28 protein-coding genes are annotated in these 24,587 nt (G+C 48.0%); 16 read left to right on the forward strand and 12 right to left on the reverse strand.

The features are described 5' to 3' along the window. Positions 1-2: 2 nt before the first annotated feature. The 15 genes from fliQ (at position 3) to AWH66_RS17650 (ending at position 13,260) form a co-directional block, all read left to right on the forward strand. Entirely contained in the window at positions 3-272 is a 270-nt protein-coding gene (gene fliQ, locus AWH66_RS17580) for a flagellar biosynthesis protein FliQ (protein ID WP_006072158.1), read from the forward strand. Continuing rightward, entirely contained in the window at positions 272-1,048 is a 777-nt protein-coding gene (gene fliR, locus AWH66_RS17585; RefSeq protein WP_006072156.1) for a flagellar biosynthetic protein FliR, read from the forward strand. The genes fliQ and fliR overlap by 1 nt, the downstream gene beginning before the upstream one ends. Continuing rightward, a complete protein-coding gene (gene flhB / locus AWH66_RS17590; protein ID WP_031493095.1) occupies positions 1,045-2,172 on the forward strand; it encodes a flagellar biosynthesis protein FlhB in 1,128 nt (375 codons plus the stop codon). Before fliR ends, flhB begins: the two co-directional genes overlap by 4 nt. A gap of 33 nt (positions 2,173-2,205) precedes the next feature. Continuing rightward, on the forward strand, positions 2,206-4,299 hold the full coding sequence (gene flhA / locus AWH66_RS17595; protein WP_006072152.1) for a flagellar biosynthesis protein FlhA: 2,094 nt from the start codon (positions 2,206-2,208) through the stop codon (positions 4,297-4,299). Next, positions 4,292-5,104: an EAL domain-containing protein gene (locus AWH66_RS17600; protein ID WP_063604223.1), complete on the forward strand. Its 813-nt coding sequence runs from the start codon at positions 4,292-4,294 to the stop codon at positions 5,102-5,104. The genes flhA and AWH66_RS17600 overlap by 8 nt, the downstream gene beginning before the upstream one ends. Before the next feature lie 238 nt (positions 5,105-5,342). Further along, positions 5,343-6,209 carry a lateral flagellin LafA gene (lafA, locus tag AWH66_RS17605; protein WP_063604222.1) on the forward strand — a complete coding sequence of 289 codons (867 nt, stop codon included), beginning with the start codon at positions 5,343-5,345 and terminating at the stop codon, positions 6,207-6,209. A gap of 457 nt (positions 6,210-6,666) precedes the next feature. Beyond that, complete coding sequence (gene fliD, locus AWH66_RS17610) at positions 6,667-8,004, forward strand: flagellar filament capping protein FliD (protein WP_063604221.1); 1,338 nt, start codon at positions 6,667-6,669, stop codon at positions 8,002-8,004. An 18-nt stretch (positions 8,005-8,022) separates the two neighbouring features. Beyond that, a complete protein-coding gene (gene fliS / locus AWH66_RS17615) occupies positions 8,023-8,409 on the forward strand; it encodes a flagellar export chaperone FliS (protein WP_006072145.1) in 387 nt (128 codons plus the stop codon). Beyond that, on the forward strand, positions 8,393-8,704 hold the full coding sequence (locus AWH66_RS17620; RefSeq protein WP_083400066.1) for a LafD: 312 nt from the start codon (positions 8,393-8,395) through the stop codon (positions 8,702-8,704). The genes fliS and AWH66_RS17620 overlap by 17 nt, the downstream gene beginning before the upstream one ends. Positions 8,705-8,708: 4 nt before the next feature. Further along, positions 8,709-9,758 (forward strand): flagellar hook-length control protein FliK, encoded by a 1,050-nt coding sequence (locus AWH66_RS17625; protein ID WP_063604220.1) that lies wholly within the window; start codon positions 8,709-8,711, stop codon positions 9,756-9,758. A gap of 35 nt (positions 9,759-9,793) precedes the next feature. Further along, entirely contained in the window at positions 9,794-10,282 is a 489-nt protein-coding gene (locus AWH66_RS17630) for a flagellar basal body-associated FliL family protein (RefSeq protein ID WP_006072139.1), read from the forward strand. A 9-nt stretch (positions 10,283-10,291) separates the two neighbouring features. Beyond that, a complete protein-coding gene (locus AWH66_RS17635) occupies positions 10,292-11,020 on the forward strand; it encodes a FliA/WhiG family RNA polymerase sigma factor (RefSeq protein WP_006072137.1) in 729 nt (242 codons plus the stop codon). Positions 11,021-11,029: 9 nt separating this feature from the next. After that, complete coding sequence (gene motA / locus AWH66_RS17640; RefSeq protein ID WP_063604219.1) at positions 11,030-11,887, forward strand: flagellar motor stator protein MotA; 858 nt, start codon at positions 11,030-11,032, stop codon at positions 11,885-11,887. Further along, positions 11,887-12,876 carry a flagellar motor protein MotB gene (locus AWH66_RS17645; protein WP_063604218.1) on the forward strand — a complete coding sequence of 330 codons (990 nt, stop codon included), beginning with the start codon at positions 11,887-11,889 and terminating at the stop codon, positions 12,874-12,876. Before motA ends, AWH66_RS17645 begins: the two co-directional genes overlap by 1 nt. A 90-nt stretch (positions 12,877-12,966) precedes the next feature. After that, the gene (locus AWH66_RS17650; RefSeq protein ID WP_063604217.1) at positions 12,967-13,260 is read left to right on the forward strand and encodes a hypothetical protein; all 294 of its coding nucleotides are present in this window, start codon (positions 12,967-12,969) and stop codon (positions 13,258-13,260) included. Positions 13,261-13,553: 293 nt separating this feature from the next. On the opposite strand, the gene AWH66_RS17655 is transcribed toward AWH66_RS17650, so the two are convergent. Genes AWH66_RS17655 through flgB form a run of 12 tightly spaced genes read right to left on the reverse strand, consistent with a single transcriptional unit; the run spans position 13,554 to position 23,590 of the window. Further along, on the reverse strand, positions 13,554-14,591 hold the full coding sequence (locus AWH66_RS17655; RefSeq protein ID WP_063604216.1) for a hypothetical protein: 1,038 nt from the start codon (positions 14,589-14,591) through the stop codon (positions 13,554-13,556). A gap of 31 nt (positions 14,592-14,622) precedes the next feature. Next, positions 14,623-15,522: a flagellar hook-associated protein FlgL gene (flgL, locus tag AWH66_RS17660; protein WP_006072129.1), complete on the reverse strand. Its 900-nt coding sequence runs from the start codon at positions 15,520-15,522 to the stop codon at positions 14,623-14,625. A 9-nt stretch (positions 15,523-15,531) separates the two neighbouring features. Beyond that, on the reverse strand, positions 15,532-16,905 hold the full coding sequence (gene flgK / locus AWH66_RS17665; protein WP_063604215.1) for a flagellar hook-associated protein FlgK: 1,374 nt from the start codon (positions 16,903-16,905) through the stop codon (positions 15,532-15,534). A gap of 2 nt (positions 16,906-16,907) precedes the next feature. Continuing rightward, entirely contained in the window at positions 16,908-17,462 is a 555-nt protein-coding gene (locus AWH66_RS17670) for a rod-binding protein (RefSeq protein ID WP_063604214.1), read from the reverse strand. 9 nt (positions 17,463-17,471) lie between these two features. Next, positions 17,472-18,593 (reverse strand): flagellar basal body P-ring protein FlgI, encoded by a 1,122-nt coding sequence (locus tag AWH66_RS17675; RefSeq protein WP_063604213.1) that lies wholly within the window; start codon positions 18,591-18,593, stop codon positions 17,472-17,474. Beyond that, the gene (flgH, locus tag AWH66_RS17680; RefSeq protein ID WP_006072121.1) at positions 18,593-19,267 is read right to left on the reverse strand and encodes a flagellar basal body L-ring protein FlgH; all 675 of its coding nucleotides are present in this window, start codon (positions 19,265-19,267) and stop codon (positions 18,593-18,595) included. The genes AWH66_RS17675 and flgH overlap by 1 nt, the downstream gene beginning before the upstream one ends. A gap of 40 nt (positions 19,268-19,307) precedes the next feature. Next, entirely contained in the window at positions 19,308-20,093 is a 786-nt protein-coding gene (gene flgG, locus AWH66_RS17685) for a flagellar basal-body rod protein FlgG (RefSeq protein ID WP_006072118.1), read from the reverse strand. A 23-nt stretch (positions 20,094-20,116) separates the two neighbouring features. After that, positions 20,117-20,848 (reverse strand): flagellar basal body rod protein FlgF, encoded by a 732-nt coding sequence (locus tag AWH66_RS17690; protein ID WP_006072116.1) that lies wholly within the window; start codon positions 20,846-20,848, stop codon positions 20,117-20,119. A gap of 10 nt (positions 20,849-20,858) precedes the next feature. After that, on the reverse strand, positions 20,859-22,055 hold the full coding sequence (flgE, locus tag AWH66_RS17695) for a flagellar hook protein FlgE (protein ID WP_038228686.1): 1,197 nt from the start codon (positions 22,053-22,055) through the stop codon (positions 20,859-20,861). Positions 22,056-22,113: 58 nt separating this feature from the next. After that, complete coding sequence (flgD, locus tag AWH66_RS17700; protein ID WP_063604212.1) at positions 22,114-22,791, reverse strand: flagellar hook assembly protein FlgD; 678 nt, start codon at positions 22,789-22,791, stop codon at positions 22,114-22,116. Continuing rightward, the gene (gene flgC / locus AWH66_RS17705; protein ID WP_006072110.1) at positions 22,791-23,225 is read right to left on the reverse strand and encodes a flagellar basal body rod protein FlgC; all 435 of its coding nucleotides are present in this window, start codon (positions 23,223-23,225) and stop codon (positions 22,791-22,793) included. The genes flgD and flgC overlap by 1 nt, the downstream gene beginning before the upstream one ends. 2 nt (positions 23,226-23,227) lie before the next feature. Continuing rightward, positions 23,228-23,590 (reverse strand): flagellar basal body rod protein FlgB, encoded by a 363-nt coding sequence (gene flgB / locus AWH66_RS17710; protein ID WP_006072109.1) that lies wholly within the window; start codon positions 23,588-23,590, stop codon positions 23,228-23,230. A gap of 133 nt (positions 23,591-23,723) precedes the next feature. On the opposite strand from flgB, the gene flgA reads away from it, so the two are divergent. Then, the gene (flgA, locus tag AWH66_RS17715) at positions 23,724-24,446 is read left to right on the forward strand and encodes a flagellar basal body P-ring formation chaperone FlgA (RefSeq protein WP_063604244.1); all 723 of its coding nucleotides are present in this window, start codon (positions 23,724-23,726) and stop codon (positions 24,444-24,446) included. Positions 24,447-24,587 lie beyond the last annotated feature (141 nt).

Raw genomic sequence — 24,587 nt, forward strand, 5'->3', positions numbered from 1 at the left:
TCATGACTCCAGAACTGACCGTTACTCTGTTTTCAAACGCCGTCTGGCTCATCATCAGTATCGTGATGGTACTGGTAGTGCCAGGACTGCTTGTGGGTTTGGTTATCGCGGTTTTTCAAGCTGCGACTCAAATCCAAGAACAAACACTTAGCTTTTTACCTAAATTATTGGCCACCCTGTTGATGGTCATTTTTGCCGGGCATTGGATGCTACGCAAAATCATGGAGCTGTTCGACTTCTTGTTCCATAACATTCCAGGGATGATTGGTTAATGCAGATTACGTTCGCCGAAATATCTCAATGGTTAGGTCAGTTATGGTGGCCCTTTTTCAGGATTGGGGCTGCCTTTCTGGCCATGCCATTTTTCGGTGATGCGTTAATTCCAGTATGGGTCAGAGCCCTACTTGCCTTATCAATTGTGGTGATCACGGCACCACTTATGCCTGCAATGCCTGCCGTTGATTTGCTGTCGATGACCTCACTATTTTTGGCCTTTGAACAGGCTATGTGGGGACTTTTTTTCGGACTCATACTGCACCTTTTTTTCACCATCTTCACCATGCTAGGGCAAATCGTCTCGCTACAAATGGGGCTTGGTATGGCGATCATGAACGACCCGGTCAATGGACTCTCCGTTGCCATTTTGGGACGAATTTTCTTGCTACTGTGTACGCTATTATTCCTTGCACTCGAAGGGCATCTTCTGGTCATTGATATTTTGGTGCAGAGCTTTGTGGTATGGCCGGTCGGCTCTGGCATCACCATCGCCTCTTTAGACAATATTGTTTCTTTGTTTGGTTGGATGTTTGCTTCAGCCTTAGCTTTGGCGTTGCCAGCCATCGTCTCCATGCTATTGGCGAACATCAGTTTTGGTGTCATGAACCGAGCGGCACCCAGCCTAAACGTTTACGCCCTTGGCTTCCCAATGACCATGTTGCTTGGTTTGTTTAGTATCTTGCTGACCGTTAGTGGCATTCCTAGCCGCTATACCGCGCTGGTACACGAAACATTGAGTCAACTTAACCTGTTTATGGTGGGGGGCGCATGAGCGAGCAGTCCAGCCAAGATAAAACCGAAAAGGCCTCACCTCAGAAGATCAAAAAGGCGAGGCAGGAAGGTCAAATTCCTCGCGCCAAAGAGTTCACTACTGCGGTGCTTTTTCTGATTGTTGCCATCTATTTTTATAGCCAAATAGGTCGTATTTGGGAGCACATTTCTGGTGTATTTCGCTTCAATATGGCACTGACACGTCAGGACCTAGAGAACCCTAAACAAATGATTGAGCAACTGGGTCAAAGCCTTGGCATCATCATCGAATTACTGCTACCCATGTTTATGGTCATCGTCATTGCCGCTATCGGCAGTAGCATGATACTTGGCGGTTGGATGTTTCGCCCAGCGAATATCCAACCCAAGTTGAGTAAGCTCAACCCCATTTCCGGTGTTGGACGTATGTTTTCAACACGTTCATTGGTTGAACTGCTGAAGTCGTCGCTCAAGGTCACGGTGATTTTTGCCTTGCTTTATACCTATTTGGATAGCAACTTTTCTCAGCTACTTGGCATGCAAAAGCTCACCCTATCGCAAGGCATCACTATGGTGATGACGATATTATTTGAAGGTTTGTTACTGATGGGCGTGGCTCTGCTTATCTTTGGCGTGATTGATATTCCTTACCAACGTTGGGAGCACCTCAAGCAGCTTAAAATGACCAAGCAAGAGCTGAAAGAAGAGTACAAAAATAACGAAGGGCGTCCGGAAGTAAAACAGCGTATTCGTCAGATTCAACAGCAGTTTGCGCGCCGAAAAATCGACAAAGCCGTCCCCAAGGCCGATGTGGTGATCACCAACCCAACTCACTACGCTGTCGCTCTAAAATACGACACCTCTTTGTCAGATGCCCCGTTTGTAGTGGCAAAAGGTATCGATGAAACGGCGATGCACATTCAACGCATTGCTCGTGAAAATCAGGTGGAAATCTTACACTCGCCGCCGTTAACGCGCTCTATCTACTACACCACTGCCATAGAGCAAGCGATCCCTAGCCAGCTCTATATCGCCGTGGCACATATTTTAACTTACGTGATGCAATTAAAGGCGTTTCGCCAAGGCTCGGGAGACAAACCGCTACCTCTTCCCGTGTTCTCAATACCTAAACATTTGCAGCACTAACGGATAATTAGAACAAGTAACAAAGGAACTCTCATGTTGAATCGTCTTAAACAATTTAGACGCTCAGGAAAAGGCTATATTGGCATCCCTATTGTGTTGCTGATGATTTTGGCTATGGTGATTTTGCCATTGCCGCCTTTGCTACTCGATGCGTTGTTCACGTTCAATATTGTTCTGGCTATTTTGGTGTTACTGGTCAGTACCACCGCCAAAAGACCGCTCGACTTTTCCATCTTCCCAACCATTTTGCTTATAGCAACCCTAATGCGACTCACCTTGAACGTGGCCTCGACTCGTATCGTTCTACTCGAAGGCCATAATGGTGGAGACGCGGCTGGTAAAGTTATCCAAGCCTTCGGTGAAGTCGTGATTGGTGGTAACTACGTCGTAGGTATGGTGGTCTTCATCATCTTGATGATCATTAACTTTGTGGTGATCACCAAAGGTGGTGAACGTATTTCTGAAGTCTCGGCTCGATTTACCCTTGATGCGCTACCAGGCAAACAGATGGCGATCGATGCGGACTTAAACGCGGGACTGATTGATCAAGAAGCGGCAAGACAAAGACGTAAAGAAGTCGCCAACGAAGCTGATTTCCACGGTTCGATGGATGGTGCCTCTAAGTTTGTGCGTGGCGATGCTATCGCAGGTTTAATGATTCTGTTTATCAACATTATCGGCGGTATCAGTATCGGTGTGTTTGAACACGGCTTACCCGCTTCTGAAGCTTTCAAGACCTATGCACTACTGACCATCGGTGATGGCTTAGTGGCACAGATTCCATCACTGTTACTGGCAACGGCAGCGGCCATCATTGTTACTCGCATCAATGACAGCGATAACGATATGACCGATACCATGCATAAGCAGTTATTGGCGACGCCAGCAACCTTATACACGGTTGCTGCCATTATGCTGATTATTGGTCTAGTGCCAGGCATGCCACATCTCGCTTTCTTCACGTTTTCTGGTGTACTAGCGTTCGCAGGCTGGCGTCAATCCAAAGCTCCTGTGAGCGATCCGCAGCTTGATGAAGTTGAAGCGATTTCTGCTGCTATGCAAGCAGACAATGAGCAACCACTATCTTGGGATGATATCCCGCATGTACATAGCTTATCGCTAGCCTTGGGTTATCGATTGGTGCACCTAGTGAATAAAGAGCAAGGTGCGCCGCTGACACAGCGTATTCGAGGTGTACGTAAAAATCTCTCAGAACAAGTGGGCTTCTTAGTTCCAGAGGTGAGTATTCGTGACAACCTGAGTCTAAAACCTAACCAATACACCTTATCGCTTAATGGTGAAATCATCGAAGAAGGTTTTATCGAACCCGATCGTCTGATGGCGATCGCTGTCGGTGAAACTTATGGCGAGGTGGATGGCATCTTAGGCAGTGACCCTGCTTATCATTTACCGGCGGTTTGGATCGAACATAAAGACAAAGCCAAAGCGCTTAATATGGGCTATCAAGTCGTCGATGATGGCACCGTTATCGCCACACACATTAGTAAGGTGATGAAGTCGCATTTAGCGGAGTTGTTTACTCATGATGACGTGGATGCAATGAATCTGCGCTTAACCCAACAAGCACCTAAGCTTTCCGAAGCGCTCGGTGCAGCTTTAAACCCAGCACAACAGTTAAAGGTGTACAGGCAACTACTGCTCGATCAGGTGCCTCTTAAGGATATTCGCACCATTGCTAATACCATGCTGGAATCGGCAGAAAATACTAAAGACCCTATTCTTATTGCTGCCGACGTACGTTGTGCACTGCGCCGAACCTTAGTTAATCTTGTAGCTGGGCAGCGTAAAGAGCTAAGCGTGTACGCGCTTTCTGATGAGCTCGAACAGATGCTGATGACCTCACTACAACAAGCTCAAGCCAATGGCAGCGTCATGTTAGATAGCTTCCCAATTGAGCCGAATATCCTAAGTCAATTCCAGCAAAACTTGCCGCTGATAAAACAGCAGCTTAAGCAACAAGGGCTTGCACCTATCTTATTGGTCATGCCACAGCTAAGACCCTTAATCGCTCGATATGCCCGCACCTTCTCGCAAGGATTGGCGGTACTGTCTTATAACGAAATCCCAGAAAACAAACAGATAAACGTGGTAGGAAACCTTGGATAACTTAACTTCAAACCAAGCGCTGTATCGCTACCTACATCAGCTAGTGGAGCAGCATGTCGTTACGGAAGACGACCAGATTATTTTTGACGCTTTTGAAAAAAATGACATTCGCCATGCCTGCCAGGCCATTCGCGACACCAAAAACGGGGAAGTCGAGTTTCAGCATTTGACGCTACGATTCGGCAGCCAAAGTGAGCAAAGCGTCTACCAGTTTGACCTTTCTGATACGATGCGCTTTTGTCTAGACTTGTACAGTTTGTATCTCGCCTTGCGCCAAACCAAATTCCAAATAGAGACCTTTCACCCAGATCTCACCAGTAATGTCGTGGTGCCTGTTAGCAGTGATGCCCTGCTGTGGGAACCAGGCGAGCACTTTCTCAAACAAGTGATTCGATACCACGCAGGCGCGTTCTACCATATTATCCCATCACTGCAACTGAGTGAGACCACCCCTTTGCATGAGCGGGTTCATCCATTAACCGAAACCCTCAAAGAACAAGCTTTCGCATTATGGTTCGACGTTGACCCGAGCCAAGGTATGTTCGAACAGTTACTGCCCTTCGAGCCCGATGCACTCAAAGTAGCGGCAACGTTAGAAAACAAACAAGACCGAACACGGTTATTACCTTTGGTGAAATTCTGTCGTAATCATAAGTTAGCTTGGGTGGCAGGACGAATCAGTAATCAAGATGAACTCACTCAATTTAAGCGCCTTGGAGCCAGTCATTATTTTGGCTACTTTAGTGATATTCCAACCTCAATGTCATTTAAGTCATTCGGTGATGCCGGTAATGATGAGTACTAACCAAGCGCTTATTTAAACCACATCGGCGCCTCTCCTTTCACTCTTTCTTGATGAAAAGAGAGGCCGATTTCCCTAACAAAATCGCTATTTTTCGGAATAAGCCTCACACTTTCCCACCCAAAATCAATAATTTCCAAGTTTTTTTCATTTTCCAATTAATCCTAGAAATTAACCGACCGCCTCTTGTTAGTGAGCGGGGCGAATGTCCCACATTGATATAGATTCAAGGAGAATGACAATGGCTTTATCGATGCACACTAACTACGCTTCGCTAGTTACACAAAACACACTGAACAACACAAACGGTCTGCTAAACACAGCGATGGAGCGTTTGAGCACAGGTTACCGCATTAACTCTGCAGCAGATGATGCAGCAGGTCTTCAAATCTCTACTCGTTTAGAATCTCAAACCCGCGGTATGAACGTTGCAATGCGTAATGCACAAGACGGTATCTCAATGATGCAAACTGCTGAAGGTGCGATGGACGAGATGACAAACATCGTTTACCGCATGAACGACCTAGCAACTCAGGCATCAAACGGTTCTGCTTCTACTGCTGACAAAACGGCACTGAACAAAGAATTCCAACAGCTTAACGAAGAGCTAGTGAACATCATGGATTCAACTAACTTCGGTGGTCAGAAGCTGTTTAACACAACAGGTTTTGCAGCGGGTGCAGTTAACCTACAAATCGGTACTAATGCTGGTGAGCAACTAGCAGTTGACGTATCTACAGACATCACAGCGCTAAACACAGCAATCGGTGCAGCTGGTGGCTTTGCTCTGGGTGATATCTCGACAGAAGCTGGTGCTCAAACTGCACTTACTACTCTAACAGGTGCAACAGGTGACGCAGGTCTTCTTGCTGATATCGGTACTACACGTTCAAGCTTTGGTGCGAACATCAACCGTCTAGAGCACACCATCGTTAACCTTGGCAACATGGTTGAGAACACATCGGCTGCGAAAGGTCGTATCACTGACGCTGACTTCGCGGTTGAGTCTTCAAACATGACGAAGAACCAAATGCTAATGCAAGCGGGTACAACAGTTCTATCGCAAACTAACCAGCTACCTGGTATGGCGATGTCACTACTTCGCTAATAAAGCAAGCATCCTTAATAATTGGTGCGGTGATCGCTACCAGCCAACCGCATCGGTTATTTTTGGATATGATGAATTTTCCTTCGTTAACTATTCATCCGTCCTTTTAACCTCCCTCGGGAGGTTTTTTCATTACTAGGTGGTGCTTGATGGGATGTAAAGAGATGAGAACAGAACTAACTCTGAACCCAGATCTCATATTTCCACTTATCTTATCACCAGCGATTAATACCTCTCAGCATCAAGTCGCCTTAACCCTCTGAGTAATAGGCAGTTTACTGGTGGAAAAGCGGAACTAGCACAATGGAAACCCCGCTTCCGCCCACGAAATAAAACTATTCTAACCAATTGAATTTTAATGTTTTAAATCATGGCATACATCTTGATTTAACCCACTAAGAATACTGTGCTGTCCATCCCTATTGCACGGCGAGCAGCAAAACTAAGGAGCACTCCAATGAGTTCGTTTGACCCAATCACTATGGCGACCAACCTTGCCACTTATGATGTGCAGCCATTTCAGCAGCGTTATCAAATGCAAGCGGATAAGTATCAGGCTCAAATTACTGCACTAGGTAAAGTGGAATCGGCATTACGTGAGTTCCGAACTGCCGTAACGAACATGAACAGTAGTAGCTCGAACATCATTAAGAATACGGCAACGGTTTCACAAGAAGGTTTCCTTTCTGCAACGGCCAATGCCAGCGCCATGGCGGGCAGCTATCAGGTGTTTGTAGAACAAGTTGCCACCGCACACCAACTCTCAACGGGTATGCCAGCCGACCTAGATGCCAACACTGAGATTCCAACAACAGGCACGCTCGATTTAACGGTTGACGGTAAAACCTTATCACTCGACCTATCAACAGTTGATACCGACGGCGATGGCAAAGCAACCATGGCCGATTTGGTTTCCGCTATTAATAATGACCCTGATAACCCAGGCGTCAATGCCACTCTGGTTCGTTCCAATGGTCAGACGCACTTTATGTTGTCGAGTACTGAAACGGGTGTTGCCAATACTGTAAACGTGTCTGCTTCAGGCACTGGGGCAACGTGGTTTGAAGATGCCTTTACTAACACCAGCGACATCAGTACACCGCAAGATGCCGTCATTTGGCTAGGCGCTGAGGGTAGCGGTCTAAAACTCACCAACAGTAGCAATACCTTTACTGGCGTTATTGATGGTGTTGACCTGACGGTCAGCAAGGCGCAGGTCTCGGGAGAGCAACCGCTGACGCTGACCATTGGTGCCGATGATGAAGCGACAAAAGAACAAGTTAACGCCTTCATTGACGCTTACAACACTCTGATGTCTACCATGGACGAATACACTGGTATAGGCGGGGAAGATAAAGCACGTGGCGTGTTAGCGAGTGATCCAACACTTCGCTCTATTGAAAGCCAACTCACCAGCATTATTCGTGGTGAATACAACGGAATGCGCCTAAGTGAAGTGGGTATTGAGATTGATCGCAGCGGCAAGATGACACTGGATGCCACCAAGTTCGAAGAGGCGCAGAAAAATAACAGTGCCGCGCTAGAAGCCATGTTTAACGGCGACGGTAATCTTCTGGATTCCATCGACACCATGGTTGACCCATTTTTGAAGTCGACCACCGGTCTTTTCAAAACCCGTAAAGACTCCCTACAACAGAACATTTCGCGCATTGACGACAAACAAGCGACGTTAGAGCGCAAGTACGACATGGCGTACAGCCGCTACCTCAAACAATTCACTCAAATGAACACCTTAATGACACAAATGAACCAAACCATGAGCATGTTTGGTTAGGGCTAGGAGGACAAAATTATGCTAATGGATTCAGGCTACGACTCATATCAGCAGGTCGATTTAGATGCCCAAGCCGCCGCCGCAAACCCACATCAACTCGTGGTGATGCTGATCGACGGTTTACTTAATGAGATTGAACGTGTGCGCGGTCATATAGGCGCAGGGCGCTTAGCGGAAAAAGGCGATGGTATCAGCAAGTGTATGAACATTCTTGTCGGCCTCGATAGCGCACTTGATGATGAAAATGGTGGCGAAATCGCCGAGAACTTGCACCAACTTTATGACTTCTGCCAAATCGAACTCTATCAAGCCAGTATTCACAATGACGTGGAAAAGCTCGCCAGTGTAGAGCGTGTGATGGGCAATATCAGAGAAGGATGGTTGAATTTTGGCAATCAAGCATAAGGTGTCCCCTGAGCGATTCCGACACCTCAGTAAACTTATTGAAATCGCGACAAAAACGGAAGATTGGCACGCACTAAAACGCTACGACGTACAACTTCGTGAGCTTTTGGACACCCATAGACCTTACTTAAAGGACCCTAGGTTAGCACCCGAAATTCGCCACGCTAGACTGACTCATTTAGCGGCATACGAAGCTTTGTCCGTTGCAACCAGTGAGCTCAAAAAACGCCTCCACAGTGTGAGCGAGGAAAAAGAGCGAACGGTGGCTTATCAACTTGCGATGACATTGGAGTAACCCCATGCTAACCATGACCAATATTCAAAGTGGTGACAGTTCGGCGCGTGTTAGTGATGGTTCATCAAACCAGAACATTAATGCGGCAAGTACCTCATCACCTAAGGACGCTGCTGTCCCTTTTGGCCAACTCGTCAAAGTGCCAAAACAACACGATCAATCCTCGGTTGATGACCCTCTGTTAACCAACGAGGCAGATAACGCGGACGAAAGTGCTGTGCACGCTACACTGGCAACCCTGATTACCGAGCCAGAGTTGCCTCAAGGTTCTGCCGTTGCAACAAGCCAAACGCCTGCAACCTCACTGCAGCAACAAGCTTCCGAGCTACTTAGTCAGTTTGTGGTCAATGCCAATACTCGCCATTCCGCAGCACCTCAAGTTGAGGCAAATGTCGCTCACCCATCATTAGCGATAGGCAAAGAAAGCTCACCACGTAGCTCGCTCAACCCTACTCAGTTGATAGCACAAACAGCGCCAGACAACACCGTCTCTCGCCCCATTAATGCAGAGATAGCTAACTTACTAACAAACGTAAGTAGCCAGACCTCGTCAGCCCAACAAACTCATGGTCATCAAGCCACTCCTGCATCAGTGTCCACCACACCACCCACAACAGAATGGGCACCGGTACGCGTAGACACTCAAGCGGGCAAATGGGGAGAGCAAATGCTGCAGGTGCTCAACGATCGAGTCACCCTACAAGCTCAACAAAATTTGCAAGAGGCTCGGATCAGATTAGATCCGCCTGATCTTGGCAAATTGGATCTTATGGTTCGTGTTGAAGGCGATCGTTTAAGTGTGCAAATCAATGCGAACGCTGCTGCTACACGCGAGGCATTAATGCAGGTCTCAGAACGTCTTCGATTTGAACTGCAAAACCAGAACTTTATGCATGTTGACGTTCAGGTCGGTACTGGAGAAGGCCAACACGAATCACCGCAGCATAGTCAGGAGGAAGAGTCGACGGTTCTCGCCTCTCGTCGCTTTGATGATGACTCTTCATTTCAATCCACATTTACCACTGCTGAACACTGGCTAAGTACGCAAGCCTAGTGCTTTGCACTAAGTACCTCATAGGGAAATAAATTATGACTAAACCGCAACTCTTCGCCATGTTCATCGCCATGATAGTGACCAGTGCCTTGGTCTCTGCTGCTACTGTGTTTGGCGCAGCCTGGTATTTAAAGCAAGCAGGCGATGACCGCAGCATGATTGAAGACACTCCGCTGTCGTTTTTGACCCAAGACAACCAAAGTAGCCAAGGCCCAAGCTTTCAATCATTGGACAAGGTTGTACTGAGTGTCAGAGGCAAGAAGCAAACTCACTTTGTAATGATAGAGCTAGCGGTAGAAACTCGCCGTCCAGATCGACTACAGAACATCAATGACTACATGCCCATTGTCCGCAATGCCATGCTCAACTTGTTCAGCCAAAAAACTTATGAAGACCTTCACGGCGAACAAGCCCTTGCATCGCTACAAGACGAAGTAAAAAACACCGTGATGATGGCGTTTGCTAAAACTGAGGTGATACGCGATATCGACGATGTACTGCTTACCAAATACGTCGTGCAGTAGAGGCCGCCTATGTTGGATATGAATTACACGGACAGTTATGGTGTCGCCGACGAAGTGAATTCGCCAACGACACCTATTGATGAAAATCGTCTTCTGAGCCAACACCAGATTTTGGTGAAACGAGTGGTCAATCAACTGCGTAACCATGCTACTACCCATTGCAGCATCGAAGACATGCAGCAAATAGGTTTGATAGGGTTACTGGAAGCAGGGCGTCGCTATGGCAATATCGACGACCCCAACTTCCCAGCATTTGCTGTGTGTCGTATTCGAGGCTCTATTTTGGATGAGCTACGTCGACTTGATTGGCGTTCACGTAAAACACGCCAGCAAGCCCATGAGCTCAACGATATCACCCGCGATCTCACCAAAGCACTAAAACGAATGCCGACGGAGCAAGAGATCATTAAAGCCCTCGGCACCGATCAAGCGGATTATCACACTCGGCTCAGCGCCTCAATGGCTGGCGAGATGCAAAGTCTCGATCAGTTGATAGAAAAAGGGCTGGAAGGTCAGGTGGATAGTGCCTATGAAGGCATGAGCCATGAGCATATTCGCCGCAGTCTAGAGGTCGCTCTCGCAAAGTTGCCAAAACGAGAACAACTGCTGATGACACTGTTTTATCAGCACGAACTCAACCTACATGAAATCGCCTTGGTACTCGAACTGACACCACCACGGATCTGTCAGCTCCACAAACAAGCGCTAAAACAACTCAACCAATTACTATCTTCTTAGGAGTCACATATGCAAAAGTTTATGGGCGCAATCATTATTCTGATATGTGTCTTCGGCGGTTACGTTTGGGCCGGGGGAAGCATGATGGCCATTTGGCAGCCAGCCGAATTTCTGATCATCATCGGTGCCACAGTCGGCTCATTGATCATAGGTAACCCTCCGCAAGTCTTGAAAGAAATGCGCAGCCAGCTTCGCTCTATTATGTCACCTCATAAGGACGAGCAAGCGTTCTACATGGAATTAATGGCATTACTACAAGTCTTGTTGGAAACCGTTCGCAGTGGTGGCTTCAAAGCACTCGATAAACACATCGAGAACCCAGAACAAAGCCCGATTTTCAACCGTTACCCACTGGTTAGCCGTGATTATCGTCTTGTTTCTTTCATTACCGACAATTTGCGTTTAATGGCAATGGGACAAATGTCGCCTCATGAATTAGAGGGACTACTAGAGCAAGAGATTGAAGCGATTGAATCGGACCTGCTGCTTCCATCTCGCTCAATGCAACGTACGGCAGAAGCTCTACCCGGTTTTGGAATATTGGCAGCCGTTGGCGGCATCATCATTACCATGCAAGCTATTGATGGTTCCATTGCCTTGATTGGCTATCACGTTGCCGCCGCTCTAGTAGGTACATTTTTAGGTATTTTCGGATGTTACTGCTGTTTAGACCCAGCTAGTAATGCCATGGCTCAGCGCGTTAAGCGTGATATGTCAGCCTTCGATTGCATCCGCGCGACACTGGTCGCCTATGTAGCGAAAAAGCCGACGTTGCTTGCGATTGATGCTGGCCGCAAACACATTCAGCTCGACATCAAACCTACCTTTAATCAAATGGAGAGGTGGCTAGCTGAACAGGAGGGATAATGCAAAAACAAGAGCAAGTCGTCTTTAAGCGTTCAGGACGCCGCCATGACCATGAGTACCATGGCGGTGCTTGGAAAGTCGCCCTAGCCGACTTTATGATCGCGTTAATGGCTCTGTTCCTCGTGTTATGGGTCATGCAAGTGGTCGACAAAGAAGAGCGCAAAGCGATTGTCGCCCACCTACAAATGGCCAGTGTATTTGATAAGAGCACTGGCAGTCTTTTCGATACTTCACAAAGTATCTCCCCTATTGATCTTGCCTCCGAATCATCGGTGACTAGCCGTCATGATTCAGTGCATACCGTGACCTCTTTTTTCCAAGGAGATCGCGACGGACCAGAATCTGACTCACTGATCAACGGCACCTTTGATACCCAGGAGCGCTTGGAAGCCTTGGCTAAAGTGGTCAATGAAATGATGCGCCAGATTAATGCAGATGGGAACGTTGACGTCACGGTCACCCCGCAAGGCTTAAGAATCGTGCTGCAAGATGACTATAAGCAGAACATGTTCCGACGAGGTGGTTCAACACTTACCCCTTTCTTTGAAGACCTGTTATTGGCATTAGCGCCGGTATTCCAGCGCGTTGAAAACCCGATGATCATCAGTGGGCACACAGATGCAACGCAATACCGTAAAGCGTTCAGTAGCTCCTCTAACTGGGAACTGTCCTCGTCTCGAGCCAACAGCGCCCGACAGACCTTGGTCGCTGGCGGTATGCCAGAGCTGAGAGTGTTACAGGTCACCGGAATGTCTGACCGAGCGCTGCTCAATCAACAGGATCCTAAATCGAGTGAGAACCGCCGTATTGAACTGTTTATCTTGACCACTCCAGCTGCCGAAGTGATCAGCACCTTATTTGGCGAACAGCCAACTAACGAGGTCGAAAAGGCACGTGAGAAGGCTCAGTTTAATCAACCTGTGTTCCGAACCGATACCATTCGCTTTGAGTCGGAAGGCACCTCTTCCGTAGAGCCACAAGCACTTTAGCTTGCGCGCTTAATAAGGTGTTCTATGCTTAGGTAGAACACCTAAATATGCTAATAATTTCTTATTGATTTCATCGAAGTAGAGCGTGTTATGCGTCAAACTCATCCTCACATTGCAGACAGCAAATCTGACCCGCTTCAAAAAGCATTTTTGTGGCTGATCATTATTGATTACGCGTTGCTTGCTCTGTTTTTAAGTCAGTTATCCACGCTGTCTTTAAAAGGAGGAACGGGGATCAGCTTACTGCTGGTGGTCTACAACGGCCTACTGACCTTCCTCTGCTTCCGACGCACCAATAAGCGCGATGCCTATATCATCTACCCCACGCTTTCCGCCATGTTGTTGGCATTTATCTGCTTTTTGTATTTTTTCTTTTTGGTATGACTTGAACCCTATTTAGTAAGTCATTTACCTCAGGTGTCATCCCCCCAAAAAAACGTTCGTCATTCCCTTGAAAAAGGGAATCTCATACAGCGCATCGTAAACCTAAATAACATGACTTACTCTTTAATTTTCAGTTATCTACGAGCTTTATAAGTTCTTCGTTGTCACGAAGATGACGGTCTATTTGAGATTGCAAGAGACAGGATGCCGCCGTGACCATTCTGTTTTCACGGGCAGCTGCAAATCCTCACATCCGTGAGGATAATGATTTGTTTCCGAGGTTTTCGAAGGGATTATTTAAGCAACGCAACTACAGTATGACGACGAACATTCGCTTGAGCGTTGAGAGCTTTAAATGTAGTGGTGAAGTCTTGAGAGAGCTGAGTGAAGTCATTGAGCTTTTGGGAAACTTGTTCTGAAGATGGCACATTAGACTGGCTTTGAATGCGCGTCATTTGGGTATTCAATTGAGATTGAAATTGTCTGGCTTCATTTAAGCTTACTTGTGCTTGCTGTAAATGTTGATTGACCTTAGCAATGGACTGCTTGATGCCATCTCGAGACGTTAAATCGAATTTTAGCTCCGCCATGCCATCAGGCTCTGCCTGAATATTGAATGCGTTCGCTTGTCCGGCAGGGAAACGGTGTCCTTGCCCAGTAACCAACACTTGTTGCTGCATGGCCGCATATGCGGATTCATGAACATCAAATAAAATGCTGCCATCCTGCGATAAAGAGGCACGCATGCCCATGGGAATTAAGCTGCGATCGAGCTGTTTCACGGTTCGAACACCGTCAGATTGGCCATCAAACTGCAGCACAACCGAACCACCACTTGGGAAATCAAGTCGAACTTGCTCGGCTCTTTCGCTCATGCGATGGACATTGAGTCCTGGAATAGAGAAACGGCGCACATCGGCGGTATCGAGCTTAAGGTTCAGCTCATTATCCACCACTCGCTTGCCATCAAACCGCGCTTGATTCAATGTCGCCTCAATCGTGGCTTTAGAGCGCGCCAACGAATCAGGCATGGTATTGTTAACACCATGCGAAAGCGCTTGGGTCAGTTGGCGTTTAGCTTGGGTGAGCTCTTTACCGACACCTTGCAGTGCCTTAGTGGCAATCTGCACTGAAGTAGCGTGTTGCTGACCTTGTGTCAGCAACACGCCTGAAAGTGAATAAGCTGACGTAATGTCAGCTTGAGGTCTTAGCAGGCGCTTTGACAGTGAGGTACTGGTATCAGTGGACGCTTGTGAGGGCGCGATGCTGGCCGCTTCTTGTCCTGTTAGCTTGATACTACGCGGTCTAACTTCAACCGTACTTACTGCCATAACACCTTTCCTTGTTACCTAATTCTTAGACCTAAATACGGTCGAAAAGCGAGAGATCGTTAATTTTTACATAGCTGGCTTGAGTCGCTTGTAATGCCGCCATGTAGTTGCTGAGACGAACAGATGCTTCGCCGTAATCCAACGCAGAAATATCACTGGTCACTTTATCAACGAATAACTTGTTTTCACCGTGTGCGCCATCCATCAAATCAAGGTTATTGTGTCGACCACCAATCTCTGTCATCGCCCCAAGCACGTTACCCAAGGTATCATCTATGGCGTTCAGGCTAGCATCAACTTCAGCTTGGAAATTTGGACTCGGGTTCTTAAATTCGACAATCAACGCGTCGATTTGATTAAGTACGTTGTTTCCTCCGCCAAGCTCAAGAATATCCTTGGCCGTCATGTTCGACTCCATGGTGACACCTTTCGCAACCGTCACCACTCGCTTATCGCTGTTACCATCGACGACATAACCTGCCCCAGAGTTTGATAGTGCTGGCGTATCAGTTTTGGTGCCCGAGAACAAATAGTGCCCTTCTTCATCCTGAGCATTAAACGAAGACTCGATGGAATCACGCAGACTTTCCAGCTCGGTGATCATGCCGTCGCGGTCTTCGTCCGTCAGCGTGCCATTGGAACCCCACAGCACCAATTCGCGCATACTTTTTAGGCTCTCATTAACCGAATCGAGATAAACCTCTTGGCTTGATAGCGTGGTTTTCACATTGGCGATGTTGCGTTGATATTGATTAATCGCGCTGCCTTCACGGTCGAGGTTCAACAACTGAATCGAAGCCATTGGGTCGTCAGACAATTTAGTCAGCCGATCACCCGTCGCCATTTGTTGTAGCACTTTGCCAAGCCCAGCATTATTGGTCTGCAAGCTTTGCAGCATCATCTGGCTAAATTGAGTATCACTGATTCTCATACTAACTCCTTAAAATAACTGCAAAACGGAATCAAACAGTTGGTTAGCTGTGCTGATCACCTTCATATTGGCATTGTGCGCATTAGCAAAGGTCATTAGGTTTGCGGCTTCTTCATCACTGTTGACGGCACTGACGTTATCGCGCGCTGCCACCGACTGTTCAAACATTGACTGTTTCGCTTGGTAATCTGATTCCGCTTGGCGAGCTTTGATTGCCGTTTCGCCGACCATCGCAGTAAACGCGTCATTCAGCGATAGGGAACCAAAGCCAGTGATGGTCACTGGTTTATTACTGATGGCAATCAAGTCTTTGAGGTTATCACTGTTACCTGGGTTGCCATCGCTCGAAAACGCTAACTCATCTGCCTTAATGTCGGTGATGGTTAAGCTGGCTGCTGGGTTCGCTGGGTCGTAGCTAAATAGGGCCTTACCCGCATTGCCATTAAGGTCCTGACCAGCCGCCAAGACCGCATTCATTTCATCCGCTAAACTACGCGCCATATCATCGATGGCATCTTGATAAGGTTTGAGTACGTCCACTTGATAGTCATGAAGTGAGCCTAACTTACCACCAAGATCTCCTTTAGCGGCAAAGGTTTGGTTACCAAACTCAATATGGATGTCGGCAAGATAGGGATCGCTTGGGTCAGGAATCGCCTTAATCACACTGGCATCGCTGCCCATTACCAAGGGCTGCCCTGAAGCCAATGAGACTTGAATACTGCCATCCGCTTGATCGGTGGTCTTCACTTCCATCACTTTGGAAAGCTCTCCGACAAGCGCGTCACGCGTGTCCATCAACTGCGCAGGGTTACCGCCCGTACCTTGCATTTCGACAATTTGCTTATTCACTTCCGCGATATTGGACATCAAGCTGTTTGCATGAGAAATAGCGGCGTTACGCTGGTCATGTACATCTTTATGTTGATTGTGCAGCGATTCGGTCAATGTATTGAAGCGGCGAGCTAAGGCCTCTGACTCATTAATCACCTGTTGACGCAGTGGGGTTGATTCCGGCTTTGTCGTCGCATCGTTTAGAGCTGCAAACAGAGAATCTAAGCCCGCCGACAAGCTAAACCCATCAGCCCCTAACATGTTTTCCAACTGACTCATGGCGCTGGTATAACCCGACGCATAGTTAGCGGCACTGGCCGTTGACCACGTTTGCTTCACCAAATATTGATCGGTCACTCGGCGAATACTGGTCACTTCCACCCCCATACCTGGGCTGGTTTTATCGTATTTCCCCCCAGCCAACGACGCCATCACCGCTTGCTGACGGCTGTATCCCGGCGTATTAATATTGGCGACGTTTTGAGCGGTCACATCCAATGCCACTCGGTTGGCATTCATGCCTGAAAGCGCAATATTGACGAGGTTCATAACTAGAGCTCCGTTGTTCTAATAAGAGGCTGAGAAAACGCCATGGTCGTGGCCGCCTCGCTTGGGGACTGAATAGAGAGGGCGACGGAATGGTCGATGCCATTAATCACATCGTCACTATGAAGCGAAGCTGTTGTGCTAACCTGTGAACTTGCTTCCATATCGTTAGCCGAACCTAGGGTACGCGTTAAACTAGGGTCGAACTGCACCTCGAGATTCGATGCCGACGCTTGAGTAGGACTCAGCTGTTTCACCAGCATATCGGCAATGCCAGAATTCTGCTTTTTGGAAAGTTCGATCGCCAATTGTCCGTCATGCATATCCCGAAACACACCATGTTGTTGCGAAGAGAATGGGCTATCTTCATCTGCCAGTACGTCACTACTGCTGCGCATTTGGCGCAGTACCATCTGCAAGAACATGGCTTCGAACTGCCCAGCGACTTCTTTTAATGCGCCTTGATCATCGGCACTGTGTTTAATGTTGGTCAGAGCGGCATTGTCGTGATAGAGCATGCTATTAATTCTCGTGCTGTCATTCATCGCGTCGATTTTCATCACACTCTCCTAGATCACTACTAACTCGGCATTGAGCGCACCTGCTTCATGCAAGGCTTGTAGAATGGACATCAAATCGGTTGGGGTTGCCCCTAAACTGTTGACAGCATTCACGATGGTGTTGAGCTCCGTGCCTTCGGGCCAAATCACCATTTGCGCTTGGTCCTCACTGATATCAATTTTCGATTGATCGACCACAACCGTATCGCCGTCAGCGAAAGCATTCGGTTGACTCACTTGTTGAGACTCAGTAATCGATACCGTTAGATTGCCATGACTCACCGCGGCTTCCGTCACCTTAACGTTTTGGCCGACGACAACTGTACCGGTACGCGAGTTAAAGACGATTCGAGCAGGTTTACGTCCCTCTACTACACTCATTTCTTCTAGCATCGACATCATGGTCACACGCTGCTGAGTGTCTTTCGGCGCACGCATATCGACGCGCACTTTGTTAATCGCTATCGCCACATCTGGACCAAACGTACCATTGATTTCACGAGCGATATTTTTTGCCGTGGTGAAGCTGGCTTTACGCAGGTTCAACGTGATTTGAGAGCGAGAGTTAAAGTCCGACGGGATCTCACGTTCCAAAGTGGCGCCATTAGGCACTCGTCCCGCAGTGGGAGTATTCACAGCAATTTTAGAACCGCTGCGTCCTTCCGCAGACACACCACCAACCACCACATTGCCCTGGGCGACTGCGTAGACTTCACCATCCACACCTCGCAATGGCGTTAAGAGTAACGTGCCTCCACGTAAACTTTTGGCATCACCAATTGACGAGACCACTATATCCAACATTTGGCCAGGGCCTGCCATCGGATCCACCGAAGCCGTGACACTCACCGAAGCGACGTTACGCAATTTTGGATTCGCATCATCACCGATTTGTACCCCAAATTGGCGCAGCATATTGGTGATAGACTGAGCGGTAAACTTCACTTGGTTGCGGTCACCTTGGCCGTCGAGACCCACAACCAAACCATAACCAACAAGCTGGTTAGTACGCACGCCCTGTACGTCCACCAGATCCATAATTGGGATTTCCACCTCGGCTCTGGCTGATGACATCATACCGAGAGAAAATGCCAGTAGAATTGAAGTAAAGAAATAGCGTTGTTGAGTCATTAGAACGGCATCCATGGGCTGGTGAAGAACTGAGTGAGCCAGCCAGCAGAGTTGCTGTCAGCTAAAGCACCACGTCCAGAGTAGGTGATACGCGCATCCCCTATCCGATGGGAAAACACTTGGTTGTAACGGTCCACGTCGTCGGCACGAATAATGCCGGTGACGCGAATAAATTCATCGCCTTGGTTAAGACGAATCCATTTCTCACCACTAATTTTAAGTACGCCATTGGGCATCACTTCATGTACCGTGACCGTAATAGCACCTTCTAACTTATTACCTTGGGAGCTAGCGGCACTGCCATCAAAAGCCCGACTGCCATTAAGGCCCACCGCCGTCTCGTCAAACGTGTTTCCACCAACGGTTGCCGCACCAAAATCCACTTTAGACGTCTTGCCGAATTTGGTATCCGCTTTCTTGCTCGATTGCGTTTCTTCCACCAGCAAAATCGTCAGAACATCACCCACTCGGTACGCTCGACGGTCTTGGAATAAGGTTAAGTTATATTGGTGGCGATAGAGGCTTCCTCCCGTTGCTTGTGGCAGCGCGTAATTGAGCTCAGGCGGCGCATACTTTTGTTCATCCGGCTCTGGCGGTACAAACTCTGGTCGAGCTGCACAGCCAGTAAGCACGAGTAGCCCAATTACCACTCCCCAGCGAGAAAGCCATTTCATACCACTTATCCCTTTTCCGTTAATTCCCAACTTTACTGACCTACACCGCTTGTGCGACGAACTTCAGCATGTCATCGGCAGCCGAGACTACCTTGGCGTTCATTTCATAAGCACGTTGGGTGGTGATCATATCGACCATCTCTTCAACTACTTGCACGTTTGAGCCTTCTAATGCGCCTTGCTTGATACTGCCCGCCCCTTCTTCACCAGCAATCAGCTCTTCCGCTTGTCCACTGGCTTCGGTCTCTTTAAACAAGTTACCACCAATGGCCTCTAGGCCGGCGGGGTTAACAAATTTCGCTAGGGTGATTTGTCCTAGATCCTGTGGTGCAGGACCGTCAGCCGTGGTCGCCGTCACCGTGCCATCCACACCAACAGAGAGTGTCAAAGCGTTATCGGGAATCTGAATTTGTGGCTCCAATGGCAAACCTTGGCTGTTTACCATCAGACCTTCTGAGTTGACATGGAACTGACCATTTCGGGTATACATGATCTGGCCATCAGAGTTTTCAATTTGGAAAAAGCCTTGTCCCATCACAGCAAGGTCTAGATCTTGACCCGTATTTTGCGCACTGCCTTGAGTAAAGACTTTTTGAGTGCCCACAACTCGCACACCACTACCCAACTGAACCCCAGTTGGCAGTTGGTTCACTTGGTCGACTTGCGCGCCTGGCTGGCGCTGAATGCTATAAAACAAGTCTTCAAACACCACTCGATCGCGTTTGAAACCTACGGTATTTACGTTGGCAAGGTTATTGGAAATCGCCGTCATTTTTGTATCTTGGGCGGCCATCCCTGTTTTACTGACCCATAATGCTGAATGCATGGTTTACTCCTTGGCGCGAGCGATTAGCTCGCGCTCATTAATTTGTTGCCGGATTGCGCAAGGGTTTCCGCTGTTTTCATCATGCGGATTTGCATCTCAAAGTTTCTGGTAAGTGACATAACGCTAAGCAGCTCATCAATGGCTGACACGTTACTGCCTTCGATATGTTCAGGGGCGAGGTTTACCGTTGGATCAGCAGCAAAAGGTTGACCATCAAGGCTATGCAGCAAGCTATCGCTTTCCTTTTGCAGTTGATTCATATCCGGTTTGACCAACTTCAATGTGCCCACTTCCACTTCGGCACCACCACCTGGAGGAATCACCGAAACACGACCACGTTCACTGATCTCTACCTTTTGGAACTCAGGCAGCACCATCGGGCCATTATCACCAACCACGGCAAAACCATTGATGCTCATCGCACCCAGTTCATCGACTTTGATGTTACCGGCACGAGTGTATGCCTCATTGCCGGTAGGGGTTTGTACACTGATATAGCCTTCGCCCATGATGGCAATGTCTAGCGCTCGACCCGTTTTCACCACATCGCCAGCATCAAAGCGTGTCGCAGCCGAGTTGGTGACCACCATAGTGCGGCCATCAAAACCAGAACCTTGTAGGGGAATGCTTTTAACGCGTTCCATATCGGCGCGAAAACCTGCAGTGTCCGCGTTCGATAAGTTGTTGGAGCGAACGTGTTGCGCTTTGAGTACTCGGCTCGCCCCTGTGGTTGCTGTGAATAACAAGCTATCCATGCTCTACACCTTATACTGCGTTAAACAGAGCTTGAGTGAGCTTGTCAGAGGTTGAGATGGTTTTGGCGTTAGCTTGATAGTTGCGCTGTGCTGTCATCAAGTTCACCAACTCTGAGGTCAGGTCAACGTTCGAGCCTTCTAATGCACCCGGTGTCAGGTCACCTAACACACCAGAGCCCGGAGTACCCATAACAGGTGCCCCTGAGCCATAGCTTTGAGTCCATGCGGTACCATTGGTTTTTGCAAGCCCCTGAGGATTAGCAAAGTTGGCTAACACCACTTGTCCTTGCAACTGAGATTGACCATTAGTGTAGGTCGCAAACACCATACCGTTATCTTCAACGCGCACGCCTGCTAATTCACCTGAGGTGTAACCGTTGGGATTGTTGGTACTCACACCAAATGCCGCGCCAAACTGAGTGCTGCCTTCAAGGCTAATATCGATGCTCATGGCATTCGCACCTGCCGCAGGGAACGCAACGTTAAAACTGCCCGTTGGTGAGGCTAGTGTGCCATCCGGATTGAAGGTAACCGGAACCGTTTGTGCTGGCGTGCTGCCACCGTCAACCTGAACATTCACTTCCCAAGTATTGTCTGCAGTCTTAGTGAAGTACTGAGTCACCGTATGAGAGTTGCCTAAGGAGTCGTAAACTTTGGAAGTATAAGACGAGTTGAAAGAACTTGGGTCTGCTGGGTCAAATGGGTTCACCGTTTGATCGACCACTTTTGAGCTGGCGTCAAAGTTAGCCACAAAGTCCAATTTATCAGTCGCTTGTGCTGCTAGTGATGAAGTACTGATCTTCAAATCACCCACTGAACCCGTCAGTAGATTATTGTTGCTATCAACACCATAACCTTGCAGTTTCGCCCCCGTATTACCGACCACATAGTTGTCTTTATCGGTACCAAATACGCCCGCACGGGTATACAGCGTTTGCCCCATGTGGTCTTTAGTGACGAAGAAGCCATTACCATTGATGGCCAAGTCCATTGCACGACCTGTTCCAGAAACCGAACCGTTCTTATCAAAGTTTTGCGAGATGGATGCGACTTCTACCCCTCCGGCTTGCATACCGTTATACACCGCAGAGAATTCTGTACGCGCTTCTTTAAAACCGTAAGTCGATGCGTTAGCAATATTGTGGCTAATGGTATTAAGCTGAGTGTTAGTAGCGTCCAAGCCACTTAATGCGATATCAAAGCTCATAATGTCCTCTAATTCTGATAATGTGTCTCAGCACGTTGTTGTGCGATGAGCGTAGGCGCTAGGCACCAAACTGACTGATTTGATAGAAAGGCACGTTGCCAACACCAGCGATATTCACCATGGCTGCGCCTCCGTTACTTGGAATTCGTACTTGCTTCACTTCACCGGCAAGCAATAAATTAGGATCCGCTTGACCCTCTTGAACCTCTACCGATAGCGAGTACTTACCGGGTTTAAGACCCAACTCTTCAGGGTTGATGGAAAAGTCCACGTCTCCCGCAGGATGCGCGCCAAGCGGCACTTTGGTTTTCTGACCGAACTCGTCTTCTACCACTAAGGTCACTTGATTGGATGAATGCGCCAGCTCAACGCGGCCGTTTTGTACCCCGTCCGATAGCTCCACTTCATTACCACTGACATACACGGTTTGCCCCACCAGCCCTGCGGTTGAAAGCACTTGCATGTTATCCAACAGCACCATGCTGTTTTGCATCAGCATCGACATGTTCTCGGTACTTTGTACCTGAGAGAACTGTGCCAATTGGCTGACATACTCAGTGCCGTCTAACGGGTTCAGTGGGTCTTGGTTTTGAATCTGCGCCACCATCAAGGTGATAAACTCATTTTGCAGTGATGTTGCGCTGTTCATATCTTGTGGGTTGGCAGCGATACCAGCATTACTTTGACTCGGAGCCGGCGTGTCCGTATCCAGAGCGGTAAATTGCGCGATACTCATTAGCGTCCTTCTCCTAGTCTCAACAAGCCTTGCTGCATGCTTTTCACATTAGCCAGCACTTCAACGTTGGTTTCAAAGCTGCGAGTTGCCGACATCATATCGGCCATTTCCGCCACCACATCGACACCTGGGTAGTACACATAACCTTCTTCATTTGCCAGCGGGTTGTTCGGTTCAAAACGCTGATCGGCTTTGGCATCACTTTGCACCACATCAACAATGCGCACTTCCGCATTCGGATACACATTTTGTCCTGCGGCAAGTTGAGTTTGGCTGTATACCGTGGCAAATACTGGCTTTAGCGCTTTGTAAGCATCATCGGGGTTAGCCGACACGGCATCAGCGTTTGCCAAGTTACTTGCCACCGTGTTCAATCGCACAGTTTGCGCTGTCATCGCAGAGCCTGCGATGGAATAGATATCAGTGAATGACATGATTAGCGTCCCTCTATCGCTTTAGCCAAACCACTGAATTTCATATTCATAAAGGTCAGACTGGTTTGGAAATCCATGTTGTTTTGGGTGAACTTGGCTTGCTCTACACCGAGCTCAACGGTATTGCCGTCTTTACTGTTTTGGTAAGGCACTGAGTATTGCGTCGCAATGTCCAATTTTGGTGTTGGCGTATGCACACCATTCGGATTGGCTTGCTTCATCACGGTGGTAAAACTCAAGTCTTTGGCTAGGTATCCAGGGGTATCGACATTTGCTAAGTTACTAGCAAGCACCTTGGTACGCTGAACCCGAAAGTTGAGTGCCTGTGGGTGAACTCCCAATGCACTATCAAAACTGATTGCCATGTCTCTTGTCCTTAAATGGGCGAAGTACCAAGGGAAATTACAAGATATGTGCCAATTTTTTTATAAAACAAAAACAATGACTTACATATTTATCAGGAAATGGAACTTCCGTTTTACGGAAGCAAGACGTGAGATGAGGAAGTGGCTAGGAAGTGCTTTTTTTCTGCTGCTAACTTTACCTTCACAAGCCGAAACTCCGCAAAAAATGACGCCACAAGATGTGGAAATGGCAGTACAACAGTCAGTCTTGGCGGAGATCGAGCGCACCGCACAGAGACAAAACTGGCAACACTACGAGACCAATCTGGTGATGTTCGTTCCAGAGTCAGCAAAACATTTAGCGAAATGCCAAGCACCACTGATTATCACCAGCCGAGATAGTCAAGCACTGCCTGTAGGCAACTTAAGACGCAGTGTGCAATGCCAAGATGGTCACAACGATTGGCGCATCAACACCAGCGCCAAAGTGACCTTATCGCTGCCTGTCGCCGTCGCCAGTCAAACATTAAATCGAGATACTCAGATCACCGCTGCATCGGTACAACTGGAAACTCGCACTCTCAGTCGCGCCGTTCACTTCGTTGCCGATTTATCACAAATCATTGGCAACCAAGTCTCTCGCCGCATGCGAACAGGGCAAATTATTGATGCCAGCTTCGTGGTCAAGCCCCCGCTCGTCGAAAAGGGCAATGAAGTCGTCATCATTGCAGCAAAAGGAAAATTCAATGCCAGCACGAAGGGCATTGCGTTGGAAACTGGTGGAGCAGGTGAGCAAATCGAGGTGCAAAATAGCCAATCGAAGAAGGTGATTCGAGCTATTGTCTCTGGACTCAATCAGGTGCATACGCAATTTTAATCTTATCCAGACCCAATGCTCACAACTCAATCCATAAGTCCTATCAATACATACCGTCATTCATGTTGTAAATTGCGATATTCGTTCAAAAATCCAACCACCACCTTCTATTTACGCGAGCTATCGTAAAAAGAAAAACAA

Origin of the sequence: Vibrio barjaei (assembly GCF_001639065.2) — a bacterium.
Taxonomy (GTDB): domain Bacteria; phylum Pseudomonadota; class Gammaproteobacteria; order Enterobacterales; family Vibrionaceae; genus Vibrio; species Vibrio barjaei.